Below are 24664 nucleotides of genomic sequence, written 5' to 3'. Positions count from 1 at the left end.
GTATCCGAACATGCCAAAAATGAAAACTAAAAGTGGTGCTGCTAAGCGGTTTCTGAAAACTGCTAACGGTATCAAGCACAAGCACGCTTTCAAGAGCCACATCCTGACTAAAATGTCGACCAAGCGTAAGCGTCAACTGCGCGGTAGCAGCTTGCTGGCACCGTGTGACGTGGCAAAAGTCGAGCGCATGCTGCGCCTTCGTTAATTTAGTCAAGAATAGAGGAAGTAACTCATGGCTCGTGTAAAGCGTGGCGTCATTGCCCGTAAACGTCACAAAAAAATTCTGAAACTTGCTAAAGGCTACTACGGCGCTCGCTCGCGCGTATTCCGTGTTGCCAAGCAAGCGGTAATCAAGGCAGGCCAATACGCCTACCGTGACCGTCGTCAGAAAAAACGTCAGTTCCGCGCTCTGTGGATCGCTCGTATCAACGCTGGTGCACGTATCAACGGTCTGTCCTACAGCCGTTTCATCGCCGGCCTGAAAAAAGCGTCCATCGAGATCGACCGTAAGGTTCTGGCTGATCTGGCAGTGAACGAAAAAGCGGCGTTTGCTGCGATTGTCGAGAAAGCTAAAGCCACCTTGGCTTAAGTACCCCCGACAGTCACCCGGCCTCACCTCTGTGGGGGCAGGTGTTAAACGTCATAAATAGGGGAAGAGCCTTCAAGCTCTTCCCCTATTTTGTATCTGGAGTCTGTACATGGAAAACCTGGACGCGCTCGTCTCTCAAGCACTAGAGGCTGTGCAAAGCGCTGAAGATATCAATGCCCTGGAGCAAATCCGGGTTCACTACCTTGGCAAAAAGGGTGAATTGACTCAGGTGATGAAGACCCTGGGGAATTTGCCGGCAGAAGAGCGTCCGCAAGTCGGCGCCCTGATCAACGTTGCCAAGGAGCGTGTCACAGAGGTTCTCAATGCCCGCAAGGCACTGTTTGAAGAGGCCGACCTGGCCGCCAAACTGTCTGCCGAGTCCATTGATGTGACCCTGCCTGGCCGCGGCCAGACCTCCGGTGGTTTGCATCCGGTTACCCGGACTCTGGAACGTATCGAACAGTTCTTCACTCACATCGGCTACGGCATTGCCGAAGGCCCTGAGGTCGAAGACGACTATCACAACTTTGAAGCGCTCAACATCCCAGGCCACCACCCGGCCCGGTCGATGCACGACACCTTCTATTTCAATGCCAACATGTTGCTGCGCACCCATACCTCGCCGGTACAGGTCCGCACCATGGAATCGAAACAGCCGCCGATCCGCATTGTCTGCCCAGGCCGTGTGTACCGTAGCGACTCGGATATTACCCACTCGCCGATGTTCCACCAGGTTGAAGGCCTGCTGGTTGATCGCGATATCAACTTCGCCGACCTGAAAGGGACCATCGAAGAATTCCTGCGTGTGTTCTTCGAAAAAGAACTGGCCGTGCGTTTCCGTCCTTCGTACTTCCCGTTCACCGAGCCATCCGCCGAAGTCGACATGGAATGCGTCATGTGCAGCGGTAAAGGCTGCCGCGTCTGCAAGCAGACGGGTTGGCTGGAAGTGATGGGCTGCGGCATGGTTCACCCGAACGTGTTGCGCATGTCCGGGATCGACCCGGAAGAGTTTTCGGGCTTTGCCTTCGGCATGGGCGTTGAGCGTCTGGCCATGCTGCGTTACGGCGTGAACGACTTGCGTCTGTTCTTCGACAACGACTTGCGGTTCCTCGCGCAATTTCGCTAGTCGTAACGAATTCTTAGGAGAGCAGGATGAAATTCAGTGAACAATGGCTGCGTGGCTGGGTAAGCCCGCAAGTAAGTCGCGACGAGCTGGTTGCTCGTCTGTCGATGGCCGGTCTTGAGGTCGATAGCGTTACGCTGGCCGCCGGCGAATTCACCGGTGTAGTGGTGGGCGAGGTGCTGAGCACCGAGCAGCACCCGGACGCTGACAAGCTGCGTGTGTGCCAGGTCAGCAATGGTTCGGAGACTTTCCAGGTCGTCTGCGGCGCGCCAAACGTGCGCCCGGGCCTGAAGATCCCGTTCGCCATGATCGGTGCCGAGCTGCCGGGCGACTTCAAAATCAAGAAAGCCAAGCTGCGGGGCGTTGAGTCCAACGGCATGCTGTGCTCGCAAGCCGAGCTGCAAGTGGGCGAAGGCAACGATGGCCTGATGGAATTGCCGGTCGATGCGCCGGTCGGTCAGGACATTCGTGAATACCTGAGCCTGGACGACGCCAGCATCGAGGTCGACCTGACCCCGAACCGCGGCGATTGCCTGTCCCTCGCTGGTCTGGCTCGTGAAGTCGGTGCGCTGTACGCCGCCACCGTCACCCGCCCGGTCGTTGCCACCGTTCCAGCCGTGCACGACGAAGTGCGTTCGGTTGAAGTGCTGGCGCCAGCCGCTTGCCCGCGTTACCTGGGGCGTGTGATCCGTAACGTCGACCTGTCCAAGCCTACGCCGCTGTGGATGGTTGAGCGCCTGCGTCGTTCCGAAGTGCGCAGCATCGACGCGGCTGTCGACATCACCAACTACGTGATGCTGGAGCTGGGTCAACCGCTGCACGCCTTCGATCTCGCTGAAATCAATGGCGGCATCCGCGTGCGCATGGCCGAAGAAGGCGAGAAGCTGGTGCTGCTCGACGGCCAGGAAGTCACCCTGCGTAGCGATACCCTGGTGATTGCCGACCACACCCGCGCCTTGGCAATCGCCGGCGTCATGGGTGGCGAGCACAGTGGTGTGAACACCGCGACCACTCGCGATATTTTCCTTGAAAGCGCGTTCTTCGATCAGATCGCCGTCGCTGGCAAGGCCCGTTCCTACGGCCTGCACACCGACGCCTCGCACCGCTACGAGCGTGGCGTGGACTGGCAACTGGCTCGTGAAGCCATGGAGCGCGCCACTGGCCTGCTGCTGGAGATCACTGGCGGTGAAGCCGGCCCGATCATCGAAACCGTCAGCGAACAGCATCTGCCGAAGATTGCTCCGGTGACGTTGCGCGCACAGCGCATCACCCAAATGCTGGGCATGGAAATGGATTCGGTCGAAGTCGAGCGTCTGCTCAACGCTTTGGGCCTGACCGTTTCCGCCGATGGGGCAGGGCAGTGGCGCGTCGAAGTGCCAAGCCATCGCTTCGACATCAGCCTGGAAGTCGATCTGATCGAAGAGCTGGCCCGTCTGTACGGTTACAACCGTCTGCCGGTTCGCTACCCGCAAGCTCGCCTGGCGCCACAAGCCAAGGCCGAAGCGCGTAGCGAGCTGCCTGAGCTGCGTCGCCTGCTGGTCGCTCGTGGTTATCAGGAAGCGATCACCTACAGCTTCATCGATCCGAAACAATTCGAACTGTTTAATCCGGGTGTGGAGCCGCTGCTGCTGGCCAACCCGATTTCGAACGACATGGCGGCCATGCGCTCGTCCTTGTGGCCAGGTCTGGTGAAGGCGCTTCAGCACAACCTGAACCGTCAACAGGATCGCGTCCGTCTGTTCGAAAGCGGCCTGCGTTTCGTCGGTCAACTCGAAGGCCTGAAGCAAGAGCCAATGCTGGCCGGTGTGGTCTGCGGTAGCCGTCTGCCGGAAGGCTGGGCACAGGGTCGCGATGTCGTGGACTTCTTCGACGTCAAGGCTGACGTGGAAGCGGTGCTGGGCTTTGCCGGTGCGTTGAACTCGTTCACTTTCGTGCCGGGCAAACACCCAGCGCTGCACCCGGGTCAAACCGCGCGCATCGAACGTGAAGGCCGTCTGGTAGGTTTTGTCGGCGCCATCCACCCTGAATTGTCGAAAACCCTCGGTCTCGACCGTCCGGTCTTCGTTTTCGAGCTGGTTCTGGCGGAAGTGGCGTTGGGCAAAATGCCTAAATTCCAGGAGTTATCGCGCTTTCCTGAAGTGCGTCGTGACCTTGCACTGATCGCCGAAAAAGACGTCGCAGCCAGCGCTGTACTGGACGTAATCCGTGAAAATGCAGGGGAATGGCTGACGGACCTCAGGCTATTTGACGTGTATCAGGGTAAAGGCATTGATCCTGATAGAAAAAGCCTCGCAGTCGGCTTGACCTGGCAGCATCCATCGCGCACTCTTAATGACGATGAGGTGAATACCACGACGCAAAATATCCTCACCTCGCTCGAACAAAGGTTGAACGCCACGTTAAGGAAGTGACGTATGGGGGCTCTGACGAAAGCTGAGATGGCGGAACGTCTGTATGAAGAGCTGGGCCTGAATAAACGGGAGGCCAAGGAATTGGTCGAACTGTTTTTTGAAGAAATCAGGCACGCTCTTGAAGACAACGAACAAGTCAAATTGTCCGGTTTCGGCAATTTCGACCTTCGGGACAAACGCCAGCGGCCTGGCCGCAATCCGAAAACGGGGGAAGAAATCCCGATCACGGCTCGCCGTGTGGTCACCTTTCGTCCAGGGCAGAAGTTGAAGGCCCGAGTTGAGGCTTATGCTGGAACCAAGTCATAACGACGAGCTCCCCGTCATCCCAGGCAAACGCTACTTCACCATTGGTGAAGTCAGCGAGCTGTGTGCGGTAAAACCGCACGTGCTGCGCTATTGGGAGCAGGAGTTTCCTCAACTCAACCCCGTCAAACGCCGCGGGAACCGCCGGTATTATCAGCGACAAGACGTGCTGATGATCCGGCAGATCCGTGCGCTTCTTTACGATCAAGGGTTCACCATCGGCGGCGCGCGCTTGCGCTTGTCCGGCGATGAAGCCAAAGACGACACCACCCAATACAAACAAATGATTCGGCAGATGATTGCCGAGTTGGAAGATGTGTTGGTGGTTCTCAAGAAATAATTTCCTGCGTTTGAATACTTCCAGTTTTCAAAAGCTTGCGATATATTCTTAAGCGTCCTTCGAGAAGAGGGGCGAGTTTCACGCCTAGTCGGGGCGTAGCGCAGTCCGGTAGCGCACTAGCATGGGGTGCTAGGGGTCGAGTGTTCGAATCACTCCGTCCCGACCATATTTTTCAATGACTTAGCCCAATCTGAAAAGATTGGGCTTTTTCATTTATGGCTTAGGGAAAAACAACAGGATAAACATGCGCCCCCTTGCTGGGCGAAGCGCGCAGATGTTCGCTTTGTCTGCTGAGGAAGTAGTTCGGCTATTAAGTGGCATGCGCAGTGTTCAGTGAACTTACGTACGCCGCGCACTCAAGAGCTAGCCTGGCGAAGCTCCTCAATAATCCGGCGCGCCCGATTCGCACCAACATCAACATGTATATCAATCATCGGCCGCATGCCGAACCGGCACATATTCTTGTATTGAGCTTCAATAATCACCTTGTCTTCATCAAACGTCATAACCGTTTGCTCAACAACCTTGGCCTTGATGGCTTCAGGATCGCTCTCAGGGTTGGTGGCAATGGTCCAGAAGTAGTGACTGCTGGTTTCGGTTTCCGGCGTTACCCCATGGAATCCGCGCATATGGAAGCCACCGCGATCGGGGTCGTCCAGGGCATCGGTTCCGGCATCTACTGCACCGGTCCAGATACGCAGATGACTGACGTGAAATTCGATTTCCTGCCAACGGTCCACGGTGCCTTTGAAAGGGTAGGCGGCCGTGTAGGTGGGAGGTGGAACCGAACCCGGCATGTGGCGCACGACCCGCACTACGTTGCCTTCACTCTCCACACTCATCCGCGCATTCATATGGATGCTGGCGTTACCACCGATGGTGCGCAGGTGGACATAACCCAGATGACTCAGGTCCATGAGGTTGTCGTGGATTAGCTGATAAGGCGCGTCGTAGTGGTACACGTCGCCGTCGAACAAGTACTTGCCATTGCTGTGAACTGGGTAGGTCGGTGGCTCGCAGTTCGGCTCCGGTTGAGCCTCGCTGCCAAACCAGATCCAGACAATCTGGTCCTGCTCACGTACGTGATACGCGGGCACTTTGGCTTTGCTCGGTATCTTGTCCTGGCCCGGGATTTCGACACATTTTCCGCGTTCATCGAACAGCAGGCCGTGGTAGCCGCAACGTATGCCAGTGGCTTCGAGCGTGCCGTTCGACAGTGGCAGCGCTCTATGGCAGCAGCGGTCTTCCAGCGCGGCGACCTCGCCGTTGGCTCTGCGAAACAGTACGACAGGCTTGTTGAGCAGTGTGCGGCCGACGGGTTTGTCCTTCAACTCCCATCCCAGGGCTGCGACGTACCACTGGTTGAGGGGAAAGCGGGGTAAGGCCGGCGCCGGAATTTCTTCGGCAAGCGTTTGGAGAGTGGATGTGTTCATGGTGTTCTCCGTGTTGATGGTGTTGATGGTGTTGATGGTGTTGATGGTGTTGTTTGAGTTCACAGATCAAGAACGAGGCGTGATGATTTGGCGCGCGAACAGCAGGGGGTAAAGCGGTCGTTTTTGGCGTGTTCGGCCACGGTCAGGAACTGGTCCCGATGTTCCGGGATGCCTTCTAGTACACGGGTTACGCAGGTGCCGCAGACGCCTTGCTCGCAGGATGACTCGATTGCGATGCCGGCCTCGTCGAGCACTTCGAATACGGTGCGTTCGGCCGGAATCTGAAACACCTGTCCAGTGCTTGCCAGCTCAACTTCGAAGGGCGCATTGGTGCTTTGATCGATAGGGGCTGCGGCGAAGAACTCTTTGTGTACCTGGTGCTGCGACCAGCCAGCGTTCTGCGCCGAATCGAGGATGTAATTCATGAAACCGGCCGGCCCGCAGACATAGAGATGGGTTCCAGCGTCTGGAGTTGCCAGCAGGGCCGACGCATCCAGCTTCTGGCGTTGTGCGCCGCTGTCGTCATGAAACTTGATGCGTCCGGCGAACGGTGTTTGCGCAAGCATCGCCACGAACGCTGCACGTTCACTGGAACGGAAGCAGTAGTGCAACTCGAAGTCGGCCCCTTGATGTGAAAGCTCATAAGCCATGGCCAGCATGGGCGTGATGCCGATACCGCCGCCGAACAGCAGGTGGCGGTTGGCTGAGCGATCGAGCGGGAAAAGGTTGCGCGGTGTGCTGATGATGAGCGTTTGTCCTGACCGTACCTGCTCGTGCATGGCTTTAGAGCCGCCACGGGAGCTCGGGTCCTTGAGCACGCTGATCAAGTAGCGATGGCGCTCCTTGGGATCGTTGCACAAGGAGTATTGCCGGGTGAGGCCCTCGGCAATGTGGATGTCGATGTGGGCGCCTGCCTCGAACGCCGGTAGCGCACTGCCGTCCGCTGCACATAGTTCGAAACTGCAGATGCCTTCGGCTTCATCTGCTTTGCGGGTGACGTTGACTTGAAGCATGACCTGTCCCTCCACATTGAAGTGGCTGCTGAAAAAAAATGAGTTGGCGCGTTAGCTGAGGACGGGTCAGCCGGTCGCTGGCACGTGGGGGACAACCCTGTGCTTGAGCAAGGCGAAGGGAATGAAATTGAAAGTGTTCATGACCACGACCTGATAATTATTTTTATGCGGTAGGGCGACGGCCTATCATGCAGGCCATCACCCGTGACGTTCGGTAGAGAAATCCTCCGGTCATTTAGTTGCGGTGTCAACCAATATTCAACGACCCACCGATCCAAGGTGTTTGCTCAATGCCCGCAGAATCCCATCTGAATCTGACTCGTTACGTCCCGGCACTCCTGAATTTTTTGTCCAATAAACTCTCTGCCGGGGCCTCACAGTGCTATCGCAAGCATTTCGGCATAGGTGTCGTGGAGTGGCGAATGCTCTCGATGCTCGCCGTGGAAAACGACATCACCGCCAATCGAATTTGCCAGACGATCGGCCTCGACAAGAGCGCGGTCAGCCGTTCACTGCAGTCCCTGGAAGTGGCAGGGCACATTTGCAGCCAGGTTGATTCAAAGGATGCGCGGCGTTACACCGTCAGCCTGACTGACAGCGGCAAAGCCTTGCATGACCGAGTGTTGAAGGTTGCGCTGGAACGAGAGCGGCGGCTGCTCAGCGGGCTCTCTGCCAAGGAAGTGGACACCCTTATCGAGTTATTGGGGCGCATGCATGCCCAGGTCTCCAACGTGAACGATTACGATCCGGTAGACGCTTGACCCTGCGCTTGGCAAATTCTCGCCTACGTTTCAGATATCGCGATTGCCGATAGGTCGCATCCCGACAAGCGATTAGTCATCGCCCCCTGTCTCACGGCATCCTGTGCCCGTTGCTCTTTCAATCTGCAATGGACACTGCATGCGTTATCGACGTCTTGACCTGAACCTGCTGGTAGCCCTGGATGCCTTGTTGAGCGAATGCAGCGTCAGCAGGGCCGCCGAACGTTTGTGCCTGGGCCAGTCGGCAGCCAGTTCGGCGCTCGGGCGTTTGCGTGAGCATTTCAATGACCCGTTGCTGGTTCAGGTAGGACGACGCCTGGAACCCACGGCATTGGGTCTGGAGTTGCTGCCCAAAGTGCGTGTAGCGCTGGCACTGACACGGGAGATTGTCGATGCGCCGGTCAATTTTGAACCTGCCAATTGCACTCGGCATTTCACGTTGGTGGCCTCCGACTACGTAGCTGGCGTGCTGCTGCCGGCGGTCAGTCTTGAATTGGCCCGCATCGCGCCTGGCGTGCGTTTGAGCCTGCGGGACATGCCTGTACCGCGTGATGGTGATGTGGTCAGCGAAGCGCTCGATTATCGTCGCAGTGATTGCGTGATAGTGCCTCAACGACGGTTGAATCCGGCTTACCCTCATCTTCCGTTAATGAGTGACCAGCTCTGTTGCATCGTCTGCGCTCGGCAACCGCAGTTCGCCGGCGGTCTGAGCCTTGCCGATTATTGCGAGGCGGAGCACGTAGTCCGCGAGTTTGCCGATGGCCGAAACCTGGCGATGGATGCCGTGCACCTGCATGAACTGGGTGTTCAGCGGCGAGTGGCGGTGGCCCTTGAAAGCTTCGTGCTGATGCCGGAATTTATCGTGGGTACTGCGCGGATCGCCACCATATTTCGTCGTCAGGCGCAGCGTTTCGCCCAGCATTACCCTCTGCGTATTCACCCGACACCGTTGGCTTTTCCCGAGGCTGTCCAAGTACTGCAATGGCATCCCTATCAGGACCATGACCCGGCCATGTTGTGGTTTCGCGGCCTCTTGCTGGAACAGGCCGCGTTGCTTGATCAGCCGGGCAACTGATCACCGTTATCCGCCACCAACCCAACCTGCTCGATAGCCTGTAAAGCACAGCGTTCGTCATTGTCCGAGGTGTCGCCGCTGATGCCGATGGCCCCGAGAAGCAGCCCCTCGGCGTTGCGAATCAACACTCCGCCGGCGACGGGAATAACCTCGCCGCCGGTCAAGCTGTTGATGGCGTCGAAAAATGCCGGCATCGCTTGAGCGCGCCGGGCCAGTTCACGTCCACCAAAACCCATGCCGAGACAGCCTCGGGCCTTGCCAGTGGCGATTTGTGGCCGAAGAAAACTGGCGAGTTCATCGCGCAAGACGGCCAGCGGATGACCGGCGGCATCCAGCACGGCGACGGCCAAGGGTTTAACCGCCGTTTCTCGGGCAATGCGGATAGCGCTGCTGGCGATGTGGGTGGCGGTCAACAGGTCGAGTTGCTGCATGGCGTTGGTCCTCATTGAACCCACTTGCCCAATTGGGCAACGCGGTCGCGGGTGTAAAGGTCCGTCCATTTCAGCGAGTTGAAGTCAGACACTTGTTTTGGGTTGTAGGGGCTGCGCTCCATGGGCACGGGTCGGCCGGCCTTGTACACGGCTTTAAGGCGCGAGCGGTCTTGCAGAATCCGGATGTCGTGCAACGGTGAACCGTCGAGTAACAGGAAGTCCGCTTGCTTGCCCACTTCCAGGGAACCAAGGGTCTCGCCACGCGGCATGCAGCGTGCGCCGACTGCCGTGGCGGCATACAACGCTTCTGCCGGTGTGAAGCCCAGACGGGTGACCAACAGTTCCAACTCCCGAGCGTGCCACTCGCCGTAAGGCGTCACCGCAAAACCGCTGTCGCTGCCACAAGCGAAAGGCACGCCGGCGGCCTTGGCCCGTTTGAGCACCGCCGAGCCCACGTCCAGGGTGCGGGCGCAGTAGCCGGCGTAACCGGTACTGATGGCCGGATCGTGGGGTTGGCAGAAGTCCACAGTGTTTTGAGGGAACGTCATGGTCGGCGCGAGGATGCTGCCGGCTTCGAGCAAGGCTTCGATGCACGCGTCGTCCATATAAAAGGCATGAAACACCAGATCAACACCGGCGCGCGCGGCGTACATCACGGCTTCGCGGCCATAGGCGTGAGTCGCCACTTTGCAGCCCAGGCGATGCGCTTCTTCGACCATTTCGTAGGTTTCTTCAGCGGTGAAGGCGGCGATGATTTCTCCATTCGGGCGCCGGTGGGTGCCGTCCATGGCGATCTTGATCAGGTCGACGCCATCCTTGGCCTGTTTGCGGATTTCCGCCAATGCTTCGCTGCGGCTGGTGACCAGGCGCGCGGTGAAATACTCCGGTGCGCCGACGCGGCTCGGGAACCAGTCATTGAGGCTCTGCCGATTGGTAATGACCCGGCTACTGGCGGCAATGCGCGGGCCCTCGAACAAACCGGCGGCGATTGCATTGCGCACGGCGATGCTGAGCTGGCCGCTATCGCCCGGGCAGACCATGCTGGTCACACCCGCGGCCAGCACATGTTGGGCGAAGAACATGCCACGCAACGCGCGGAACTCGTCGCTGGTCCAGATATCGATGTCTTCTTCGCTCTGCGCGTTACCGAAGGCCAGATGGGTATGCACATCCACCAGGCCCGGCATGACAAAGTTATCCCCGGCGTCCAGAACGGTATCTCCTGGTTGCGATTGCGGCGCCTGGGCGGTTGGGCCGACATACGACAGCAGGCCGTTTTCCACGACCAGGGTTTGCTGTTGACGGGTTTCCAGGCCAGTACCGTCAAACAAGGTCTGGCATTTCAGGTGCAGGGCGTTCATGGCGTTTTCACTTTGCTGATTGTTATGCAAAGCGAGGCTAGGGCGCGGCCATGGACACCACCAGCCACTTGCATCAATGCGCGCGTATTGATGGCGTCAATACCGGCTGCACATCAACAGTGCCGGGGCTTTGCGGCGATGAGTGAGCTCAAGGGGCGAGTATCGAGAGTCACGATGGCTGGCATCGTGATCGGCGATTTTTTATCAGCCGGGTCGGGCGTCTATGGTGCGCGCTCGTCATCCACAGAGATCCCTTGATATGACCATCGCCACTGTAAAAGCCCAACTCCTGGCACTTGAGCAAGATCGCCGCCGGGCCCTGGTTGAGGAAGATTATTCGCGCGTCGCCGAACTGTTCGCCGATGACCTTGTGTACGTGCACACCACGGGATTGGTGCAAGGCAAGGCGGACTATCTGGAGTACGCCAAAAGCGCCGTGCAGTATCTGGACATCGAGCGTGGCGAACTGTTGATTCGCTTCTACGGCGAGCGCCTGGCGGTCATGACCGGTACGCAGTGCAACACCTTGCGTAAACGCGGTGGTGACCAGTCGATTCGCGGTGAAGGTTTTGCCACGCAGGTCTGGGCACTCGGTGCCGAAGGCTGGCAGATCAGCTCGTTCCATGGCACGCGTGCGCCAAACTGAGTTCGTTTGTTAAACAATAAAAAACGCCGGAAACCCTAGGGGTGTCCGGCGTTTTTTTATGCTTCGCGAAACCAGTTAAGCGGTGTGGCCACCCAGTGTTTCGGCAATCCAGTCAGCGATGTAGTGACCGGCGTTGATGCTGTTATCGAAGCTTGAATGCTGCACGCCACCTTCGCGTTCGGTGAAGATCTTCATCTCGCGTTTAGGGCTGTTGACCAGTTGCTCGTAAGTGCGCTGTGCCCACTTGAGCGGGATTTGCGAGTCCTTTTCGCCGTGGGTCACCAGGAACGGCACCTTGATGCGATCGAGTACGCCATCCAGGTGCACGTTTTCGGCGATGGACATGAATTCATCCATGTCTTTTGCCCCCCACACCCAGCACACGTGCGCCCAATAGTGCGGTACGGGGAAGCTGCCTTCTTTTTCCAGTCGACGTTTTTGCACATCACGCCAGTCATGGTTCGCGCCCCACACCACGCCGCAGGCAAACCGTGGTTCAAACGCCACCGCACGCGGGCAGTAATAACCGCCGAGAGAGACGCCCTCCAGACCAATACGCTTGGCATCCACGTCGCTTCGGGTTTCCAGCCAGTCGACTACGCGGCTGGCCCAATGTTCGCTGTCGAAACGGGCAATCAGGTTATGCAGGCGCAGCGCTTCACCTGTGCCGGGCTGATCGATGATCAACGATGAGATGCCGCGTTTTGCCAGCCACGCAGGCAGGCCGACGCGGTATTTCATTTCCTTGGTTGAATCCAGTCCGTTGACCTGCACCAGGATCGGTGCCGGACCGGTCACGCCTTCGGCACGCACCAGCAAGCCGGAAATATGTTTACCCTCGTAGGGGATTTCTACGCGCTCACAGTTCTCGCGTGACAACTCGATGCCGCGTTTGAAAGTCTGCAAAAAGCGTTGGTACAACTCAGTCCGGCCCGGCGCGCCATGGGCCTGTAAACGTTCGCAAGTGAGGTAATAAGTGGCGGCGCGGTTGTACTTTTCGCCTGCGGACAGCAGCCGGCCATTACCTTCATCTTCCTCAGCCAAGCCACACAGCTTGTCAGCCATCTTCGCCCAGGTTTCGCGGAACGCTTTGGTTCCCGCTGCGTCGGGCTGCTGGGCGGCTTCCTGCAATGGCGCGCACATCTCTTCGATTTCGCCCATGCGGGCGCCCATCTCGATGGCCAGGTCGACAGAAAGATTCCACACATAATTGGTTGGAAAGTAACGGAACATGATGGTTGTTGTCCTTGTGATTGTCTTGACGTTCACAAGGCACGTTAAGGACGCGCCGACTATTTGGCCAATCGTGCCTCGGGATGGGAGGTATCGCGACCGGCGATAGGAGGATTCTCCAGATACTGGATAAATTCGCTGATGCGTTCGCGCAGCCAGCGGTGCATGAGGTCGCCCTCGACGCTGCGATGCCAGAGCATGACCTCGCGCATGACAGGGATCTTCACCGGTGGATTGAGGATGCGCAGCGGCAGGTGCTCGGCGTACAACCGCGCCAGACGCTGGTGCATCGTGGCGATGCGCTGGGTGCCTACAACTAGTTGCGGCAGGGTGTTGAAGTCGTTGGTAATGACTTCGATACGGCGGTTGAAACCGTACTGGTTCATGAACCATTCTTCGATGCTCAAGTGCCGGCTGCGACCAAAACCGACGGACACATGGCCCATGTCCATGTACTGCTCAAGGGTCAGGCTGTCGCCGACCTGGGTATTGCCGTCCCACACCACGCAGACGTGTTCCTCTTCGAACAGCAGCTTGTGAGGATGGCCGTCGATGATGTAGCGCTCGGGCACGATCATCAGGTCAACCTCACCGCGAATCAACAACTCACCGGAATTGTCGCCGGGGCCAAGCATCTCGAAGGTGATGTTGGGCGCTTCCTGATGGATCTTTTGAATGACCTGGGCAAACAGCACGCTGATCAGGTAATCCGAGGTCACCAGGCGGAAGTGACGTTTGCTGGTGGTGGGGTCAAACACGGGCTTGGCAGTGATCGATGACTTGATCGTCAACAGCACCTCGCGGATGGGCGTGGCGAGCTCCCTGGCATAGGGCGTGAGTTGCATTTTTCGGCCGACCTGCACCAGCAGTTCGTCTTCGAAATAGGTACGCAGGCGTCCCAATACACCACTGGTGGCAGACTGCGTCATGTGCAGGCGTTCGGCGGCGCGGGTGATGTTCTGTTCTTCGAGCAGCACATCGAGTGCGACCAACAGGTTCAGATCCAGGTGATTAAAACGCATCAGGCACGTCCGTTTTTTGTATTTATTTTGGCGATACATTCGGATGAATACATCAGCGCGTCAACCTCCCGCTGTTTCTTTTCCTCTCCCCAAAAACGCGTGCCCGGGGTTTTTCTGGTATCGCGTTTTCTGATAGGTCGCATCCCGACACACGATTAGTCAGTTGCCAAACCGCCCGGCAATCTTCGCGGCAGTCGGCGCCCTTGCCGACACCACCACCGGACGCCTTGCATCACTGATGGGCCTATCGAGCCTGCGGCCGCTTCGTCCGGATACTAATTTCAATGGAGTGGTAGCCATGAACATCCTTGGCCTTGATGCCCTGATCTTTGGCGTCGATGACATCCAAGCCTGTACCGATTGCCTGCGTGACTACGGCCTTGCCCCTGTCGCTGTCGACAGTAACGGCGGGCGTTTCGAAGCACTGGACGGTACCGCCGTGATCATTCGACGGTCGGACGATCCCGACTTGCCTGTCGCCATTGGCCCGGCACCCTCGATTCGCGAAACCGTTTATGGCGTCGCCAGCGCTGCTGATCTCGATGCCATCGCAGATGAGCTGGCGCGAGATCGTCAGGTCAGCCGTGACGGCAACGGCGTGTTGCACAGTGTCGACGACATGGGGTTTGCGATTGCCTTCCAGGTCACTGTCCGCAAGGCGTACAGCGCACCGGACGACCTGACCAACGCCGCCGGCCATGCGCCACAGCGTCCGCTTAATCAGCCCGGCATCACCCTCGAAATGAATGCCACGCCGCGCACCTTGTCGCACGTGGTGTATTTCGTCCCCGATGCGGCCAAGGCCGAAGCGTTCTATGCCGAACGCCTGGGCTTTCGAACCACAGACACCTTTATCGGCGCCGGGCCGTTCATGCGCCCGGCGGGTTCCGATGATCACCATTGCCTGTTCATGATCCAGACCCCACCGCACATGAAGGGCTGCGAACACTTCACCTTCCACATGGGCAGCGGCACCGAAGTGTTGTTGGCCGGTACGCGTTTCGAGCAAAAAGGCTGGACCAGTTTCTGGGGCCCAGGCCGCCACCTCTTTGGCTCCAACTGGTTCTGGTACTTCAACAGTCCGCTGGGCTGCCACATCGAATACGACGCCGACATGGACAAGCACGATGACGCCTGGGAGGCGCGCCGTGCGCCACTGTCGGCGGATAACTCGCAGCTGTTCCTGTTCAACTCGAAAGAAAAATGGGCACCGGGCGGCCCGCCGCCCAAGCACGGCTGAGTGCGGGTGTTGACCATGAGCCAGAGCGATTTTTTTCTGTGCCGGATGGACGAGTTGGCAGAAGGCCAGGCGCGCGGTTTCGACCCGTTGCAGCGGGGCAAGGACAGTGTTTTTGCCTTGGTGCACGAGGGGCGAGTGCGGATTTATCGCAACAGCTGCCCGCATCTGGACGTGCGTCTGGAGTACCGAAAAGACCGGTTTTTGTCGGCCGACGGCCAGTTGATCGTCTGTTACGCCCACGGTGCGCAGTTTCTCCCGAGCACCGGCGAATGCGTCTACGGCCCGTGCCTGGGCCAGCGTCTGGACGCGCTGCCATGGCGTGTGGAGGAGGGCTGGCTGGTGCTGGAAATGCCTGGATCTACCGCGCTGTCGGGGCCGGTTGAGGTATCGCGTTTGGCGATACATCGCATCCCTACTCGCGATTAGTCAAATCCCTGCTTTGACCGGAAGCTGGACCTAACGACGTAGCGCCCGGCGCTGCATCGAATCACAAGAATAAAAAGTGAGTAAACCATGAGTGCAGTGAACAAAGTTCTGATCGTGGGTGGTGGGATTGGTGGCTTGTGTGCGGCCATCGCACTGCGGCGCAAGGGCATTGAGGTCGACCTGATCGAGCTCAAGTCAGAGTGGACGGTTTACGGTGTCGGCATCATCCAGCAGAGCAATGTGGTTCGCGAGATGGCCAAGCTGGGCGTGCTCGATGGTTATCTCGATGCCGCGTATGCCTTTGAAGACGTCGCCATCTATGGCCCGGCCGGCCAGCAACTGGCGCGCATCCCGGGTCAGCGTCTGGCAGGGCCTGCCTATCCGGCGAACGTTGGCATCTCCCGTTTGGCGCTGCATAAAGTGCTCAGCGAAACCGCCCTCGAACTGGGCGCCAACGTACGCCTGGGACTTAGTGTCGAATCCCTGAAAGACCTTGGCGACAGCGTTGAAGTGCTGTTCACCGATGGCAGCCGCGGCGCTTACGACCTGGTGGTGGGTGCCGACGGTTTGTTCTCGAAAGTTCGCGACCTGCTGCTGGGCGATACGTACACACCCCGGTTCACCGGCCAATCGGTGTGGCGCTACAACTTTCCACGCGACCCGCACATCGATCACCTCGCCAACTACCAGAGCGCCGACGGCAACGCCGGGCTGGTGCCGTTGGCCGGTGACCTGATGTACCTGTTCCTCACCTCCCATGAACCGACCAATCCGTGGATGGACCCGGCCACCCTGGCCGAGCAAATGCGTCAGCGCTTGCAAGGGTTTACCGGCCTGATCGGCGAACTGCGTCAACAAATCACCGACAGCAGCCAGGTGGTTTACAAGCCGATGGAGGTGGTTTTCGTCGACGAGCCTTGGTATCGCGGCCGCGTTCTGTTGATCGGTGATGCGGCCCATGCCACCACGCCGCACCTCGGCCAGGGCGCCGGCATGGCGATCGAAGATGCCATCGTGCTCAGTGAGGAACTGACCGGTGAAGGCGATGTTGAGCAACAGCTCAAGCGCTTCATGGAGCGTCGTTTCGAGCGCTGCAAATACATCAGCGAAAGCTCGGTGTTGGCCGGCGACAAAGAGATGCAGCACGACCGCGACTTCGACCGCATCGGGCTGGTCAAGCAGATGCTCGCACGCACAGCCGAGCCTATCTGATTCAACGCATCCACAGCAGTTACCACTATAAAAACAAGAGGTTAACGCGATGGTCAATTCCACGACTGCGACGCTTGCGCGTCGCTCGGTCTGCACGTCTGCACCCTTTGGTTTCAGTTTGGCCGCGGCGTTGGTGCTGTGCAGCCAGGCGGCCCATGCCTTTCAAGTGGATACCGGCAATCCGGATTTCAACCTGCGTTGGGATAACACGGTCAAGTACAGCGCCGCGTGGCGCACCCAGAACCCCAGCAGCAAATTGACTGAAGGGCAGGTGGCGCTCAATCAGGACGACGGTGATCGGGCCTTCAAAAAGGGCCTGATCTCCAACCGCACGGACATCCTTTCCGAACTGGATATGTCCTTCAAAAACGTCGGCGCGCGCCTCAGTGGCGCCGCCTGGTACGACACCGAGTATCAGGAAGACAACGACAACACTGATCCGACACGCGCCAACGCCCGTTCCGTGGCCTATGACGAATTTACCGATGACACCCGCCACTTGCACGGCGGTGACGGCGAATTGCTTGATGCATTCGTGTACTGGAACGGCGAGCTGGCCGATCACGCCACGTCAGTGCGCGCCGGCCGCCACGGGTTGGTCTGGGGCGAGAGTCTGTTCTTCGGTGCCAACGGCATTGCCGGTGGCATGGGGCCGGTCGACGTGGTCAAAGCGCAGTCCGTTCCCAACACCCAGTTCAAGGAAATCACCCGTCCGGTCAATCAACTGTCGGGGACTTTTCAACTGACCGACGCCGTGTCGCTCGGCGCCTTCTACCAACTGGAATGGGAAGAGACGCGCCTGCCGGGTGCCGGCAGTTATTTCTCCACCAGCGACACCATCGGTGAAGGCAACGAACGCTTGATCGTCGGGGCACCGTTTCCGGCATTTCTCGGCGGTAATGCCAACAGCCCGGCGGCGTTCTTCCATGGCAAAGACAAGGACGCGAAAAGCTCAGGGCAGGGCGGCCTGCAGTTGAAATACAACGCGGAGACCGTCGAATACGGCCTTTACGCGATCCAGTACAACGACAAAACCCCCAAGCTGTATCTCAAACCTTCCGCGGGGGCGCCGAACTTCAGTACCGGACAAGTTGGTGAGTACTACTGGGTGTACCCGGAAGACATCCGCGCCCTGGGCGCGAGTTTTTCCACCACCGTGGATGAATACAGTTTCGCCGGTGAAGCGTCTATGCGCTGGAACATGCCGCTGGTTTCCAACGGTCAAACCGTGTTGCCCGGCGTAGACGCTGATAACGATAACAACCCGCTTTATGCCGTTGGCCGTACCGCCCACATCAACCTCAACGTCCTGGCTTCGTTCGGGCCGAACTTCATTGCCAATGAGTCGGGACTCGTTGCTGAGATGGCCTGGAATCGACTGCTGAGTGTCACAAAAAACCGTGCAGCGCTTGACCCCAATGCCACCGATGACGGTCTCGGTTTCAAGGTGGTGTACACCCCGACCTACCGCCAGTTTTTCTCGGGCGTCGATATCGGCATCCCGGTCGGCCTCAGCTACTTCCCCCTGGGCAAATCCGCGGTGGTCAGCTCGTTCGGCCCGGACAACGGTGGCGACATGAACATCGGCATTACCGCCACCTACCTGGACCGCGTGACCGCGGGCCTGACCTACACGCACTACTACGGCCCCGAGGACACCAACCTCAATGGCGCCAACGAGTTCAATTTCAAGCAATCGCTGAAGGACCGGGACTACCTGTCTTTCTCCGTCAAGACCACGTTTTAAGAGGACTTGCGCATGACCCACAACAAAAAGACCGGATCTTTCAAGCTCAAAGCCCTTTGCTTCGCGCTGCTCGGTAGCCTGGCTATTTGCAGTCAGATGACCGTGGCAGCGACGGCTGAAGACGCGGCGAAACTCTCGAAAAACCTGACGCCTTTCGGTGCCGAACGTGCCGGCAACGCTGACGGTTCGATTCCCGCCTGGGACGGTGGTTACACCAAGGTCGATCCCTCCTATAAGGAAGGCGGAAAACGCTACGATCCGTTTGCCGCGGACAAACCGCTGTTCAGCATCACCTCGAAAAATCTCGCGCAATACGCCGGCAAGCTCAGCGATGGCACCAAGGAAATGTTCAAGCGTTTCCCGGACACCTACCGCATCGATGTTTACCCGACCCGGCGCACGGCCGCCGCGCCGCAGTGGGTGTATGACAACACCCTGAAAAACGCTACTCGCGCCAAACTGGTCGACAGCAGCGCCGGTCCCGTGCCGCAAGGTGCGTTTGGCGGCATCCCGTTCCCGGTGCCAAGCAATGGCGCCGAAGCCATGTGGAACCACGTGCTGAACTGGCGCGGCACCTCGGTGGCGATGCATTTTCGCCACTACCTGATGACCGCCGATGGCAAACAGGTGATGACCACCGACGGCAAGGCCATTCAGGAAATGCCGTATTACTACCAGGATGGGTCGCCGGAGACGTTTGCCGGTGATTACTGGCTATTCCGTCTGCTCAACGTCGGGCCACCGTTGCGTGCCGGCGAGCAGATCATGGGCCGCACCAACATCAATGGCGACCTGTCCCAGGCGCATGTTTACCTGACCGGTCAACGCCGGGTGCGCAAGCTGCCGAATGCCTGCTGCGATACCCCGACACCCGCCACTGCCGGCGTGATGTCGTTCGACGAGTTGAGCGTTTTCCAGGGCCGCATGGACCGCTTCGACTGGAAACTGGTGGGCAAGCAGGAGATGTACATCCCCTACAACACCAACAAGGTGCAAACCGCCGCCAAACCTGAGGACCTGTTCCTCGCGCACCACATGAATCCGGATTACGTGCGTTGGGAATTGCACCGGGTCTGGGTCGTGGAGGCGGACTTGGCGCCGGGCAAACGCCACCAGTTGCCGAAGGGCCGCTACTACCTCGATGAAGACACCTGGCAAGCGATGCTGGGCGATCGCTGGGACGCCAACGGCCAACTGGCCAAGACCCTGTGGTCGTTGCCGGCAGTCATGCCGGACCTGCCGGCTCAAGCGCAATTGTCCTCGGGCTTTTATGACCTGACCTCCGGCGCCTGGTTTATCCAGAACGTCTACACCTGCCTGCCAGAGCAGTACGGCTTGGTCGATCGCTACAAGGCTTCGGAGTTTTCGCCTGCAGCGATGGCGGGTGCCGGGGTTCGTTGAGTCAGGCCGGATTGCGGCTTGCGGAGCGCGATCCGGTTTTTTACGGTTTTTCGAGGTCGGTAATGAACAGAATCTGTCAGGTGGTTGGTCGGCTGATGTGGCTTATGGCGATGCCTCTTGCGATGCCGTTGAGCCTGGCTCAAGCCGCAGCGGTGGGCGAAGTACTGAGCACCCCGGCGATGTTGGTGCCGCAAGCAACCTCCGCGGTGCTGCTGGATCTGGCCCGGGCGGGTTCACGCCTGGTGGCAGTAGGGGAGCGGGGCATCGTGCTGCTTTCCGATGACAACGGCGCAAGCTGGCGCCAGGTCGCCGTGCCGGTTTCGGTCAGCCTTACGGCGGTGCAGTTCGTCAACGCCAGCACGGGCTGGGCCGTGGGGCATGGCGGTGCAGTATTGGCCACTCACGACGGGGGCGAACACTGGATCGTGCAACTGGATGGCCTGCGAGCAGCGCAACTTGAGCTGGCGGCCGCCAGAGAGCAATTGCCTGCCGCCAACGACCAGGATGCAGCCGCCGCCCGTGTGCAAACAGCTGAACGCTATGTCGGGGAGGGCGCTGACAAGCCGTTTCTTGCCCTGCAGTTCGTGGATGACCAACACGGCGTGATTGTCGGGGCGTACGGCTTGGCCTTTCGCACCGATGATGGCGGTTCCACCTGGCAATCGATCATGGGGCAAATCGACAACCCGATGGGCGCGCACTTGTCGGCCATCGCTCAACAGGGAGAGCACTGGTTTTTGGCCGGCGAGCAGGGTTACCTAGCGCGCTCGGACGATGCCGGCCAGTCATTCACTCAACTGGAAAGCCCCTACGCGGGCAGCTTTTTCACCCTGCAATTGCGCAACGACGGCACCTTGTTGGTGGCCGGCCTGAAGGGCAATGCGTTTTCCTCCCGCGACCTGGGTGAGAGCTTCCAGCCTGCGCCCGTGTCGATGCCGGTGTCGTTCAGCGATGCGATCCGCACCGATGACGGTCAGTTGCTGCTGGTCAATCAAACCGGCGCCTTGTTTCGCACCAACAGCCAACCCGGCGCACTGCTCCAACCTTATGGCAAACCGCTCGGCAAGCCCGTTTCCAGTGTTATTCAAGCCGCCGATGGCAGCCTGATACTGGCGGGTTTCACTGGGTTGACGCGCCTTTCGCCGTCAATCGTTACCGCTTCGGAGTGAGGTTATGAAGTCTTTCGACAACGCCAAGCAAAGCCTGGCGAATTTCGATCCACGCTCCGGTTCGGTGGTGGAACGCACGCTGTTCAATCACCGTCTGTGGGTGCTGCTGGTGTGTGTGCTGACAACCCTGGTATTGGGTTATCAAGCCACCCGCATTGAACTCAATGCCAGCTTCGAAAAAATGATCCCCACCCAACAGCCATACATTGCCAACTACCTTGAGCACCAGAAACAGCTCACCGGTCTGGGCAATGCCCTGCGCATTGTGGTGGCCAACCGGCAGGGCAGCATCTACGACGCCGAGTACCTGAAAACCCTGCAGGCCATGAGCGACCAACTCTACCTGCTGCCGGGTGTCGACCGGGCGTACATGAAGTCGTTATGGACACCCGCCACCCGTTGGGTCGCGGTGACCGAAGACGGCCTTGATGGCGGTCCGGTGATACCCGATGACTACAGCGGCACCGCCGCCAACCTCGATGCGCTGCGCCGCAATGTGCAACGCTCAAATGAACTCGGTCAGTTGGTGGCGTTCGATCAGACTTCCAGCATCATTTACGTGCCGTTATTGGCAAGCACCTCCGACGGCAAGGCGCTTGATTACGCGGTCCTGTCCGAACAGCTGGAGACGCTGCGCAGCACCCATCAAAGCGCAAAAATCGACATTCACATCACCGGTTTCGCGAAAAAAGTCGGCGACCTGATTGCCGGTCTGAAACAGATTCTGTTGTTCTTTGCCGTCGCGATCCTGATCACCACCGCCGTGCTGTTTTGGTACACCCGTTGCCTGCGCAGCACCGTGCTGGTGGTGTTGTGCTCGCTGGTCGCGGTGGTCTGGCAACTCGGTTTGCTGCCGTTGCTGGACTACCAACTGGACCCGTACTCCGTGCTGGTGCCGTTTCTGGTGTTTTCGATTGGCATGAGCCACGGCGCGCAGAAGATGAACGGCATCATGCAAGACATCGGTCGCGGCATGCATCGGGTCGTGGCTGCGCGCTTCACTTTTCGGCGTTTGTTCCTCGCCGGGCTGACGGCGCTGCTGTGTGATGCCGTGGGTTTTGCAGTGCTGATGTTGATCAAAATCCAGGTCATTCAAGACCTCGCGGTAATCGCCAGCATTGGCGTCGCGGTGCTGATCTTCACCAACCTGATCCTGCTGCCGGTGTTGCTCTCGTATGTCGGCGTTTCACCCCGTGCGGCACAACTGAGCCTGAAGAGCGAACAGGCCGAGCAATCCGGTCAGGCGCGCCATGGGTTCTGGCGCTTTCTGGACCTGTTCACCCATCGTCGTTGGGCCAGCCTGTGCATCGCCATCAGCCTTGCGTTGGCGGTTGTCGGTTTTCTGGTGGGGCTGCAATTGAAAATCGGCGACCTCGACGTCGGTGCGCCGGAGCTGCGTGCGGACTCGCGCTACAACCAGGATGATGCCTTTCTGACCCGTCACTACGGTGCCAGTAGTGACCTGTTTGCGGTGATGGTGAAAACGCCGGCCAGCAGTTGTGCGCGCTACGACATCCTCGCCAAGGTCGACGCCCTGGACTGGCAGTTGCGCGCTTTGCCGGGTGTGGATTCGACCAACTCACTGGCGTTGCTGAACCGTCGCATGCTGGTCGGGCTCAGTGAAGGCAACCCGAAGTGGTACGAGCTACAGAACAACCAGGCGATGCTCAACATGATCACCGCCAGTGCGCCGCGTGGGTTGTATAACGAAGACTGCAGCCTGTTGACCTTGTATGCCTACCTCACCGACCACAAGGCCGAGACGCTGACGCGCTTGGTCGACCACGTGGAAAAATTTGCCGCCGAGAACAACACCGACGAGGTGCAGTTCCTTCTGGCCGCCGGTAACGCCGGGATCGAAGCGGCGACCAATATCGTGGTCAAACAAGCCAACCGCGAGATGCTCGTCTGGGTCTACGGCGCGGTGATTGTGCTGTGCCTGATCACCTTCCGTTCCTGGCGCGCAACGCTGTGCGCGGTCATTCCGCTGATGCTGACGTCCATTCTCTGCGAAGCGTTGATGGTCTGGCTGAACATGGGGGTGAAGGTCGCCACGCTGCCCGTCATCGCCTTGGGTGTCGGCATCGGTGTCGACTATGCGTTGTACGTGATGAGCATTCTGCTGGGGCATTTGCGCCAGGGGGCGAGCCTGTCCGAAGCGTATTACCGCGCGCTGGTGTCCACCGGCAAGGTGGTGATGCTGACCGGTATTACCCTGGCCATCGGCGTGGCGACCTGGACGTTCTCACCCATCAAGTTCCAGGCCGACATGGGTGTGCTGCTGGCCTTCATGTTCATCTGGAACATGGTCGGTGCCTTGGTGTTGCTGCCGGCATTGGCGTACTTCCTGTTACCCGCACGCAGCGCTGCGGCTGGTGCGGTTGTAGCGGTGAATGGGATCAATGTGGCGGGTTCTGATCCGGCGGTTGTTGCGAACGTTCACTCACTGCGCATCAAGGATCACTGCCATGGTCGCTAATTCCTTCATAGACAACTCCACCAGACAAGCCGGGTTGCCGCAATCGTTGTTGCTGCTGCTGGGAAGCTGTTTGCCGGTGCTGGGCGCCGTATTGCTGGCCCCGGTATTGCCACGGATGCAGGCGCATTTTGCCGATGTCGCCGGCAGCGCCGTGCTGGTCCCCATCGTGTTGACCCTACCGGCATTGGTGATTGCGATGCTGGCGCCGTTCGCCGGGCTGATCGCCGATCGCCTGGGGCGCAAGCCATTGCTGCTCGCCAGTATGTTGCTGTACGTCCTCTGTGGCGTGCTGCCACTTTGGCTCGACTCGCTGCAGATGATCGTGCTCAGCCGCGCGGGCATCGGATTGGCCGAGGCGGGCATCATGACCTGCTGCACCACGCTGATGGGCGACTATTACAGCGGCGCCAAACGTGAACGTTTGTTCGCCTTGCAGATGGTCGCAACCTCGTTGTCCGCGGCGGTGTTTATCGCGCTGGGTGGCTTCCTCGGGCAAAACGACTGGCGCACGCCGTTCGCGCTGTACGCCGTGGGTTTGATTTTCTTGCCGCTGATGGCCTGGCAGTTGTGGGAACCGCAGGCTCGCCCACAGCCAGAGCAAGCCACGCAAGCGGTGCCCACAGGCAAGTTTCCATGGCGCGCGCTCACACCCATGTATGTGCTGGCGCTGTTGGCAGGTTTGAGCCTGTTTATCGTGCCGGTGCAGGCCGGTTACCTGCTCAATCTGCTGCAAGTGGACGCCCCGGAAAAAATCGGCCTGACCATGGGCGCCAATCAACTGGGGGTTCTGGTCGGCGCGCTGAGTTTTCGTTTGTTCAGCGGGATGCGCGGGCAGCACATGCTGCTGATCGCCTATGTGCTGGCGGGCATCGGCGGGTTGTTGATGGCTGATGCCTTGAGCCATGTGCAGGTCGTGGTCGCCGTACTGATCAACGGCCTGGGCATTGGCTTGATGCTGCCGACGCTGATCACCTGGATCATGGCGCAAGTCAATTTCCATCAGCGCGGGCGGGCGGCGGGGTGCTTTACCGCCGCCATCTTTGCCGGCGAATTTATCAGCCCCCTGGTCGTGCTGGGCATGACCCATGGCGCCACCAGGGCGCTACCGCAGGCGTTGGCCATTGTCGGTGGGCTGCAACTGTTAGTGGCGGTGTTGTGTCTGGCCGTGCCCCGGATCGCGGGACTGCTGGACGACGCGAACATTGTCGTCGGTGACACCACCATCGGCGACGGCAACTGAACGAGGATT

At 59.1% G+C, this 24664-nt stretch carries 23 protein-coding genes and 1 tRNA gene; 18 read left to right on the top strand and 6 right to left on the bottom strand.

Annotated elements, in window-relative coordinates; genetic code table 11:
• Positions 1 to 10 precede the first annotated feature (10 nt).
• The 7 genes from rpmI to ACWKV5_RS02855 all read left to right on the top strand — a co-directional run bounded on the left by rpmI (position 11) and on the right by ACWKV5_RS02855 (position 4932).
• Complete coding sequence (gene rpmI, locus ACWKV5_RS02885; RefSeq protein WP_008145659.1) at positions 11 to 205, top strand: 50S ribosomal protein L35; 195 nt, start codon at positions 11 to 13, stop codon at positions 203 to 205.
• A 27-nt stretch (positions 206 to 232) separates the two neighbouring features.
• The gene (gene rplT / locus ACWKV5_RS02880; RefSeq protein WP_007905879.1) at positions 233 to 589 is read left to right on the top strand and encodes a 50S ribosomal protein L20; all 357 of its coding nucleotides are present in this window, start codon (positions 233 to 235) and stop codon (positions 587 to 589) included.
• A gap of 109 nt (positions 590 to 698) precedes the next feature.
• Positions 699 to 1715, top strand: a complete 1017-nt coding sequence (gene pheS / locus ACWKV5_RS02875) for a phenylalanine--tRNA ligase subunit alpha (protein WP_007905876.1) — start codon at positions 699 to 701, stop codon at positions 1713 to 1715.
• A 26-nt stretch (positions 1716 to 1741) separates the two neighbouring features.
• The gene (gene pheT, locus ACWKV5_RS02870; protein ID WP_483840092.1) at positions 1742 to 4123 is read left to right on the top strand and encodes a phenylalanine--tRNA ligase subunit beta; all 2382 of its coding nucleotides are present in this window, start codon (positions 1742 to 1744) and stop codon (positions 4121 to 4123) included.
• Positions 4124 to 4126: 3 nt separating this feature from the next.
• The gene (gene ihfA / locus ACWKV5_RS02865) at positions 4127 to 4429 is read left to right on the top strand and encodes an integration host factor subunit alpha (RefSeq protein WP_002553164.1); all 303 of its coding nucleotides are present in this window, start codon (positions 4127 to 4129) and stop codon (positions 4427 to 4429) included.
• On the top strand, positions 4410 to 4766 hold the full coding sequence (locus ACWKV5_RS02860; protein ID WP_003179985.1) for a MerR family transcriptional regulator: 357 nt from the start codon (positions 4410 to 4412) through the stop codon (positions 4764 to 4766). Before ihfA ends, ACWKV5_RS02860 begins: the two co-directional genes overlap by 20 nt.
• 89 nt (positions 4767 to 4855) lie before the next feature.
• A tRNA-Pro gene (locus ACWKV5_RS02855) sits at positions 4856 to 4932 on the top strand.
• A gap of 190 nt (positions 4933 to 5122) precedes the next feature.
• Here ACWKV5_RS02855 and ACWKV5_RS02850 read toward each other — a convergent pair.
• Positions 5123 to 6199, bottom strand: coding sequence for a Rieske 2Fe-2S domain-containing protein (locus ACWKV5_RS02850; protein ID WP_483840314.1), 1077 nt, complete (start codon positions 6197 to 6199; stop codon positions 5123 to 5125).
• A gap of 59 nt (positions 6200 to 6258) precedes the next feature.
• Complete coding sequence (locus ACWKV5_RS02845) at positions 6259 to 7212, bottom strand: PDR/VanB family oxidoreductase (RefSeq protein ID WP_483840091.1); 954 nt, start codon at positions 7210 to 7212, stop codon at positions 6259 to 6261.
• A 290-nt stretch (positions 7213 to 7502) separates the two neighbouring features.
• Between ACWKV5_RS02845 and ACWKV5_RS02840 the strand changes: the two genes are divergently transcribed.
• A complete protein-coding gene (locus ACWKV5_RS02840) occupies positions 7503 to 7973 on the top strand; it encodes a MarR family winged helix-turn-helix transcriptional regulator (protein WP_483840090.1) in 471 nt (156 codons plus the stop codon).
• Between the two features lie 139 nt (positions 7974 to 8112).
• Positions 8113 to 9048, top strand: a complete 936-nt coding sequence (locus ACWKV5_RS02835) for a LysR family transcriptional regulator (RefSeq protein WP_483840089.1) — start codon at positions 8113 to 8115, stop codon at positions 9046 to 9048.
• Here the strand turns inward: ACWKV5_RS02835 and ACWKV5_RS02830 are convergent.
• Together ACWKV5_RS02830 and ACWKV5_RS02825 are read right to left on the bottom strand one after the other, a co-directional pair.
• The gene (locus ACWKV5_RS02830; RefSeq protein ID WP_483840313.1) at positions 9033 to 9479 is read right to left on the bottom strand and encodes a GlcG/HbpS family heme-binding protein; all 447 of its coding nucleotides are present in this window, start codon (positions 9477 to 9479) and stop codon (positions 9033 to 9035) included. The two genes, ACWKV5_RS02835 and ACWKV5_RS02830, sit on opposite strands and share 16 nt — an antisense overlap.
• Before the next feature lie 11 nt (positions 9480 to 9490).
• Positions 9491 to 10840, bottom strand: a complete 1350-nt coding sequence (locus tag ACWKV5_RS02825) for a metal-dependent hydrolase family protein (RefSeq protein WP_483840088.1) — start codon at positions 10838 to 10840, stop codon at positions 9491 to 9493.
• 259 nt (positions 10841 to 11099) lie between these two features.
• Here ACWKV5_RS02825 and ACWKV5_RS02820 point away from each other — a divergent pair, with 259 nt between their 5' ends.
• Positions 11100 to 11486, top strand: coding sequence for a nuclear transport factor 2 family protein (locus tag ACWKV5_RS02820; RefSeq protein WP_483840087.1), 387 nt, complete (start codon positions 11100 to 11102; stop codon positions 11484 to 11486).
• 75 nt (positions 11487 to 11561) lie between these two features.
• Here the strand turns inward: ACWKV5_RS02820 and ACWKV5_RS02815 are convergent, their stop codons facing one another.
• Positions 11562 to 12719 (bottom strand): alpha/beta hydrolase family protein, encoded by a 1158-nt coding sequence (locus tag ACWKV5_RS02815; RefSeq protein WP_483840086.1) that lies wholly within the window; start codon positions 12717 to 12719, stop codon positions 11562 to 11564.
• A 59-nt stretch (positions 12720 to 12778) separates the two neighbouring features.
• Positions 12779 to 13741, bottom strand: coding sequence for a LysR substrate-binding domain-containing protein (locus ACWKV5_RS02810; RefSeq protein ID WP_483840085.1), 963 nt, complete (start codon positions 13739 to 13741; stop codon positions 12779 to 12781).
• Between the two features lie 298 nt (positions 13742 to 14039).
• Here ACWKV5_RS02810 and ACWKV5_RS02805 point away from each other — a divergent pair, with 298 nt between their 5' ends.
• The 8 genes from ACWKV5_RS02805 (at position 14040) to ACWKV5_RS02770 (ending at position 24655) form a co-directional block, all read left to right on the top strand.
• On the top strand, positions 14040 to 14981 hold the full coding sequence (locus ACWKV5_RS02805) for a VOC family protein (RefSeq protein ID WP_483840084.1): 942 nt from the start codon (positions 14040 to 14042) through the stop codon (positions 14979 to 14981).
• A 15-nt stretch (positions 14982 to 14996) separates the two neighbouring features.
• Complete coding sequence (locus ACWKV5_RS02800; protein WP_483840083.1) at positions 14997 to 15407, top strand: Rieske (2Fe-2S) protein; 411 nt, start codon at positions 14997 to 14999, stop codon at positions 15405 to 15407.
• 87 nt (positions 15408 to 15494) lie between these two features.
• Positions 15495 to 16619, top strand: a complete 1125-nt coding sequence (locus tag ACWKV5_RS02795; protein ID WP_483840082.1) for an FAD-dependent oxidoreductase — start codon at positions 15495 to 15497, stop codon at positions 16617 to 16619.
• 49 nt (positions 16620 to 16668) lie between these two features.
• Positions 16669 to 18366, top strand: coding sequence for a DUF1302 domain-containing protein (locus tag ACWKV5_RS02790; RefSeq protein ID WP_483840081.1), 1698 nt, complete (start codon positions 16669 to 16671; stop codon positions 18364 to 18366).
• Between the two features lie 12 nt (positions 18367 to 18378).
• Complete coding sequence (locus ACWKV5_RS02785; RefSeq protein ID WP_483840080.1) at positions 18379 to 19767, top strand: DUF1329 domain-containing protein; 1389 nt, start codon at positions 18379 to 18381, stop codon at positions 19765 to 19767.
• Between the two features lie 62 nt (positions 19768 to 19829).
• Positions 19830 to 20936, top strand: a complete 1107-nt coding sequence (locus ACWKV5_RS02780) for a WD40/YVTN/BNR-like repeat-containing protein (protein ID WP_483840079.1) — start codon at positions 19830 to 19832, stop codon at positions 20934 to 20936.
• Between the two features lie 4 nt (positions 20937 to 20940).
• Positions 20941 to 23415 carry an efflux RND transporter permease subunit gene (locus tag ACWKV5_RS02775; protein ID WP_483840078.1) on the top strand — a complete coding sequence of 825 codons (2475 nt, stop codon included), beginning with the start codon at positions 20941 to 20943 and terminating at the stop codon, positions 23413 to 23415.
• Positions 23405 to 24655, top strand: a complete 1251-nt coding sequence (locus tag ACWKV5_RS02770) for an MFS transporter (RefSeq protein ID WP_483840077.1) — start codon at positions 23405 to 23407, stop codon at positions 24653 to 24655. Before ACWKV5_RS02775 ends, ACWKV5_RS02770 begins: the two co-directional genes overlap by 11 nt.
• Positions 24656 to 24664: the final 9 nt, after the last annotated feature.

This window comes from Pseudomonas oplopanacis, assembly GCF_057128725.1.
The sequence above is the reverse complement of the archived record's forward strand: the minus strand, read 5'-3'. Positions and strand labels throughout refer to the sequence as shown.

What these genes read in the sequence shown, in the direction of transcription:
- rpmI (WP_008145659.1), top strand. Translation starts at nt 11, where the DNA reads ATGCCAAAAATGAAAACTAAAAGTGGTGCTGCTAAGCGGTTTCTGAAA.
- rplT (WP_007905879.1), top strand. Translation starts at nt 233, where the DNA reads ATGGCTCGTGTAAAGCGTGGCGTCATTGCCCGTAAACGTCACAAAAAA.
- pheS (WP_007905876.1), top strand. Translation starts at nt 699, where the DNA reads ATGGAAAACCTGGACGCGCTCGTCTCTCAAGCACTAGAGGCTGTGCAA.
- pheT (WP_483840092.1), top strand. Translation starts at nt 1,742, where the DNA reads ATGAAATTCAGTGAACAATGGCTGCGTGGCTGGGTAAGCCCGCAAGTA.
- ihfA (WP_002553164.1), top strand. Translation starts at nt 4,127, where the DNA reads ATGGGGGCTCTGACGAAAGCTGAGATGGCGGAACGTCTGTATGAAGAG.
- ACWKV5_RS02860 (WP_003179985.1), top strand. Translation starts at nt 4,410, where the DNA reads ATGCTGGAACCAAGTCATAACGACGAGCTCCCCGTCATCCCAGGCAAA.
- ACWKV5_RS02850 (WP_483840314.1), bottom strand. Translation starts at nt 6,199, where the DNA reads ATGAACACATCCACTCTCCAAACGCTTGCCGAAGAAATTCCGGCGCCG.
- ACWKV5_RS02845 (WP_483840091.1), bottom strand. Translation starts at nt 7,212, where the DNA reads ATGCTTCAAGTCAACGTCACCCGCAAAGCAGATGAAGCCGAAGGCATC.
- ACWKV5_RS02840 (WP_483840090.1), top strand. Translation starts at nt 7,503, where the DNA reads ATGCCCGCAGAATCCCATCTGAATCTGACTCGTTACGTCCCGGCACTC.
- ACWKV5_RS02835 (WP_483840089.1), top strand. Translation starts at nt 8,113, where the DNA reads ATGCGTTATCGACGTCTTGACCTGAACCTGCTGGTAGCCCTGGATGCC.
- ACWKV5_RS02830 (WP_483840313.1), bottom strand. Translation starts at nt 9,479, where the DNA reads ATGCAGCAACTCGACCTGTTGACCGCCACCCACATCGCCAGCAGCGCT.
- ACWKV5_RS02825 (WP_483840088.1), bottom strand. Translation starts at nt 10,840, where the DNA reads ATGAACGCCCTGCACCTGAAATGCCAGACCTTGTTTGACGGTACTGGC.
- ACWKV5_RS02820 (WP_483840087.1), top strand. Translation starts at nt 11,100, where the DNA reads ATGACCATCGCCACTGTAAAAGCCCAACTCCTGGCACTTGAGCAAGAT.
- ACWKV5_RS02815 (WP_483840086.1), bottom strand. Translation starts at nt 12,719, where the DNA reads ATGTTCCGTTACTTTCCAACCAATTATGTGTGGAATCTTTCTGTCGAC.
- ACWKV5_RS02810 (WP_483840085.1), bottom strand. Translation starts at nt 13,741, where the DNA reads ATGCGTTTTAATCACCTGGATCTGAACCTGTTGGTCGCACTCGATGTG.
- ACWKV5_RS02805 (WP_483840084.1), top strand. Translation starts at nt 14,040, where the DNA reads ATGAACATCCTTGGCCTTGATGCCCTGATCTTTGGCGTCGATGACATC.
- ACWKV5_RS02800 (WP_483840083.1), top strand. Translation starts at nt 14,997, where the DNA reads ATGAGCCAGAGCGATTTTTTTCTGTGCCGGATGGACGAGTTGGCAGAA.
- ACWKV5_RS02795 (WP_483840082.1), top strand. Translation starts at nt 15,495, where the DNA reads ATGAGTGCAGTGAACAAAGTTCTGATCGTGGGTGGTGGGATTGGTGGC.
- ACWKV5_RS02790 (WP_483840081.1), top strand. Translation starts at nt 16,669, where the DNA reads ATGGTCAATTCCACGACTGCGACGCTTGCGCGTCGCTCGGTCTGCACG.
- ACWKV5_RS02785 (WP_483840080.1), top strand. Translation starts at nt 18,379, where the DNA reads ATGACCCACAACAAAAAGACCGGATCTTTCAAGCTCAAAGCCCTTTGC.
- ACWKV5_RS02780 (WP_483840079.1), top strand. Translation starts at nt 19,830, where the DNA reads ATGAACAGAATCTGTCAGGTGGTTGGTCGGCTGATGTGGCTTATGGCG.
- ACWKV5_RS02775 (WP_483840078.1), top strand. Translation starts at nt 20,941, where the DNA reads ATGAAGTCTTTCGACAACGCCAAGCAAAGCCTGGCGAATTTCGATCCA.
- ACWKV5_RS02770 (WP_483840077.1), top strand. Translation starts at nt 23,405, where the DNA reads ATGGTCGCTAATTCCTTCATAGACAACTCCACCAGACAAGCCGGGTTG.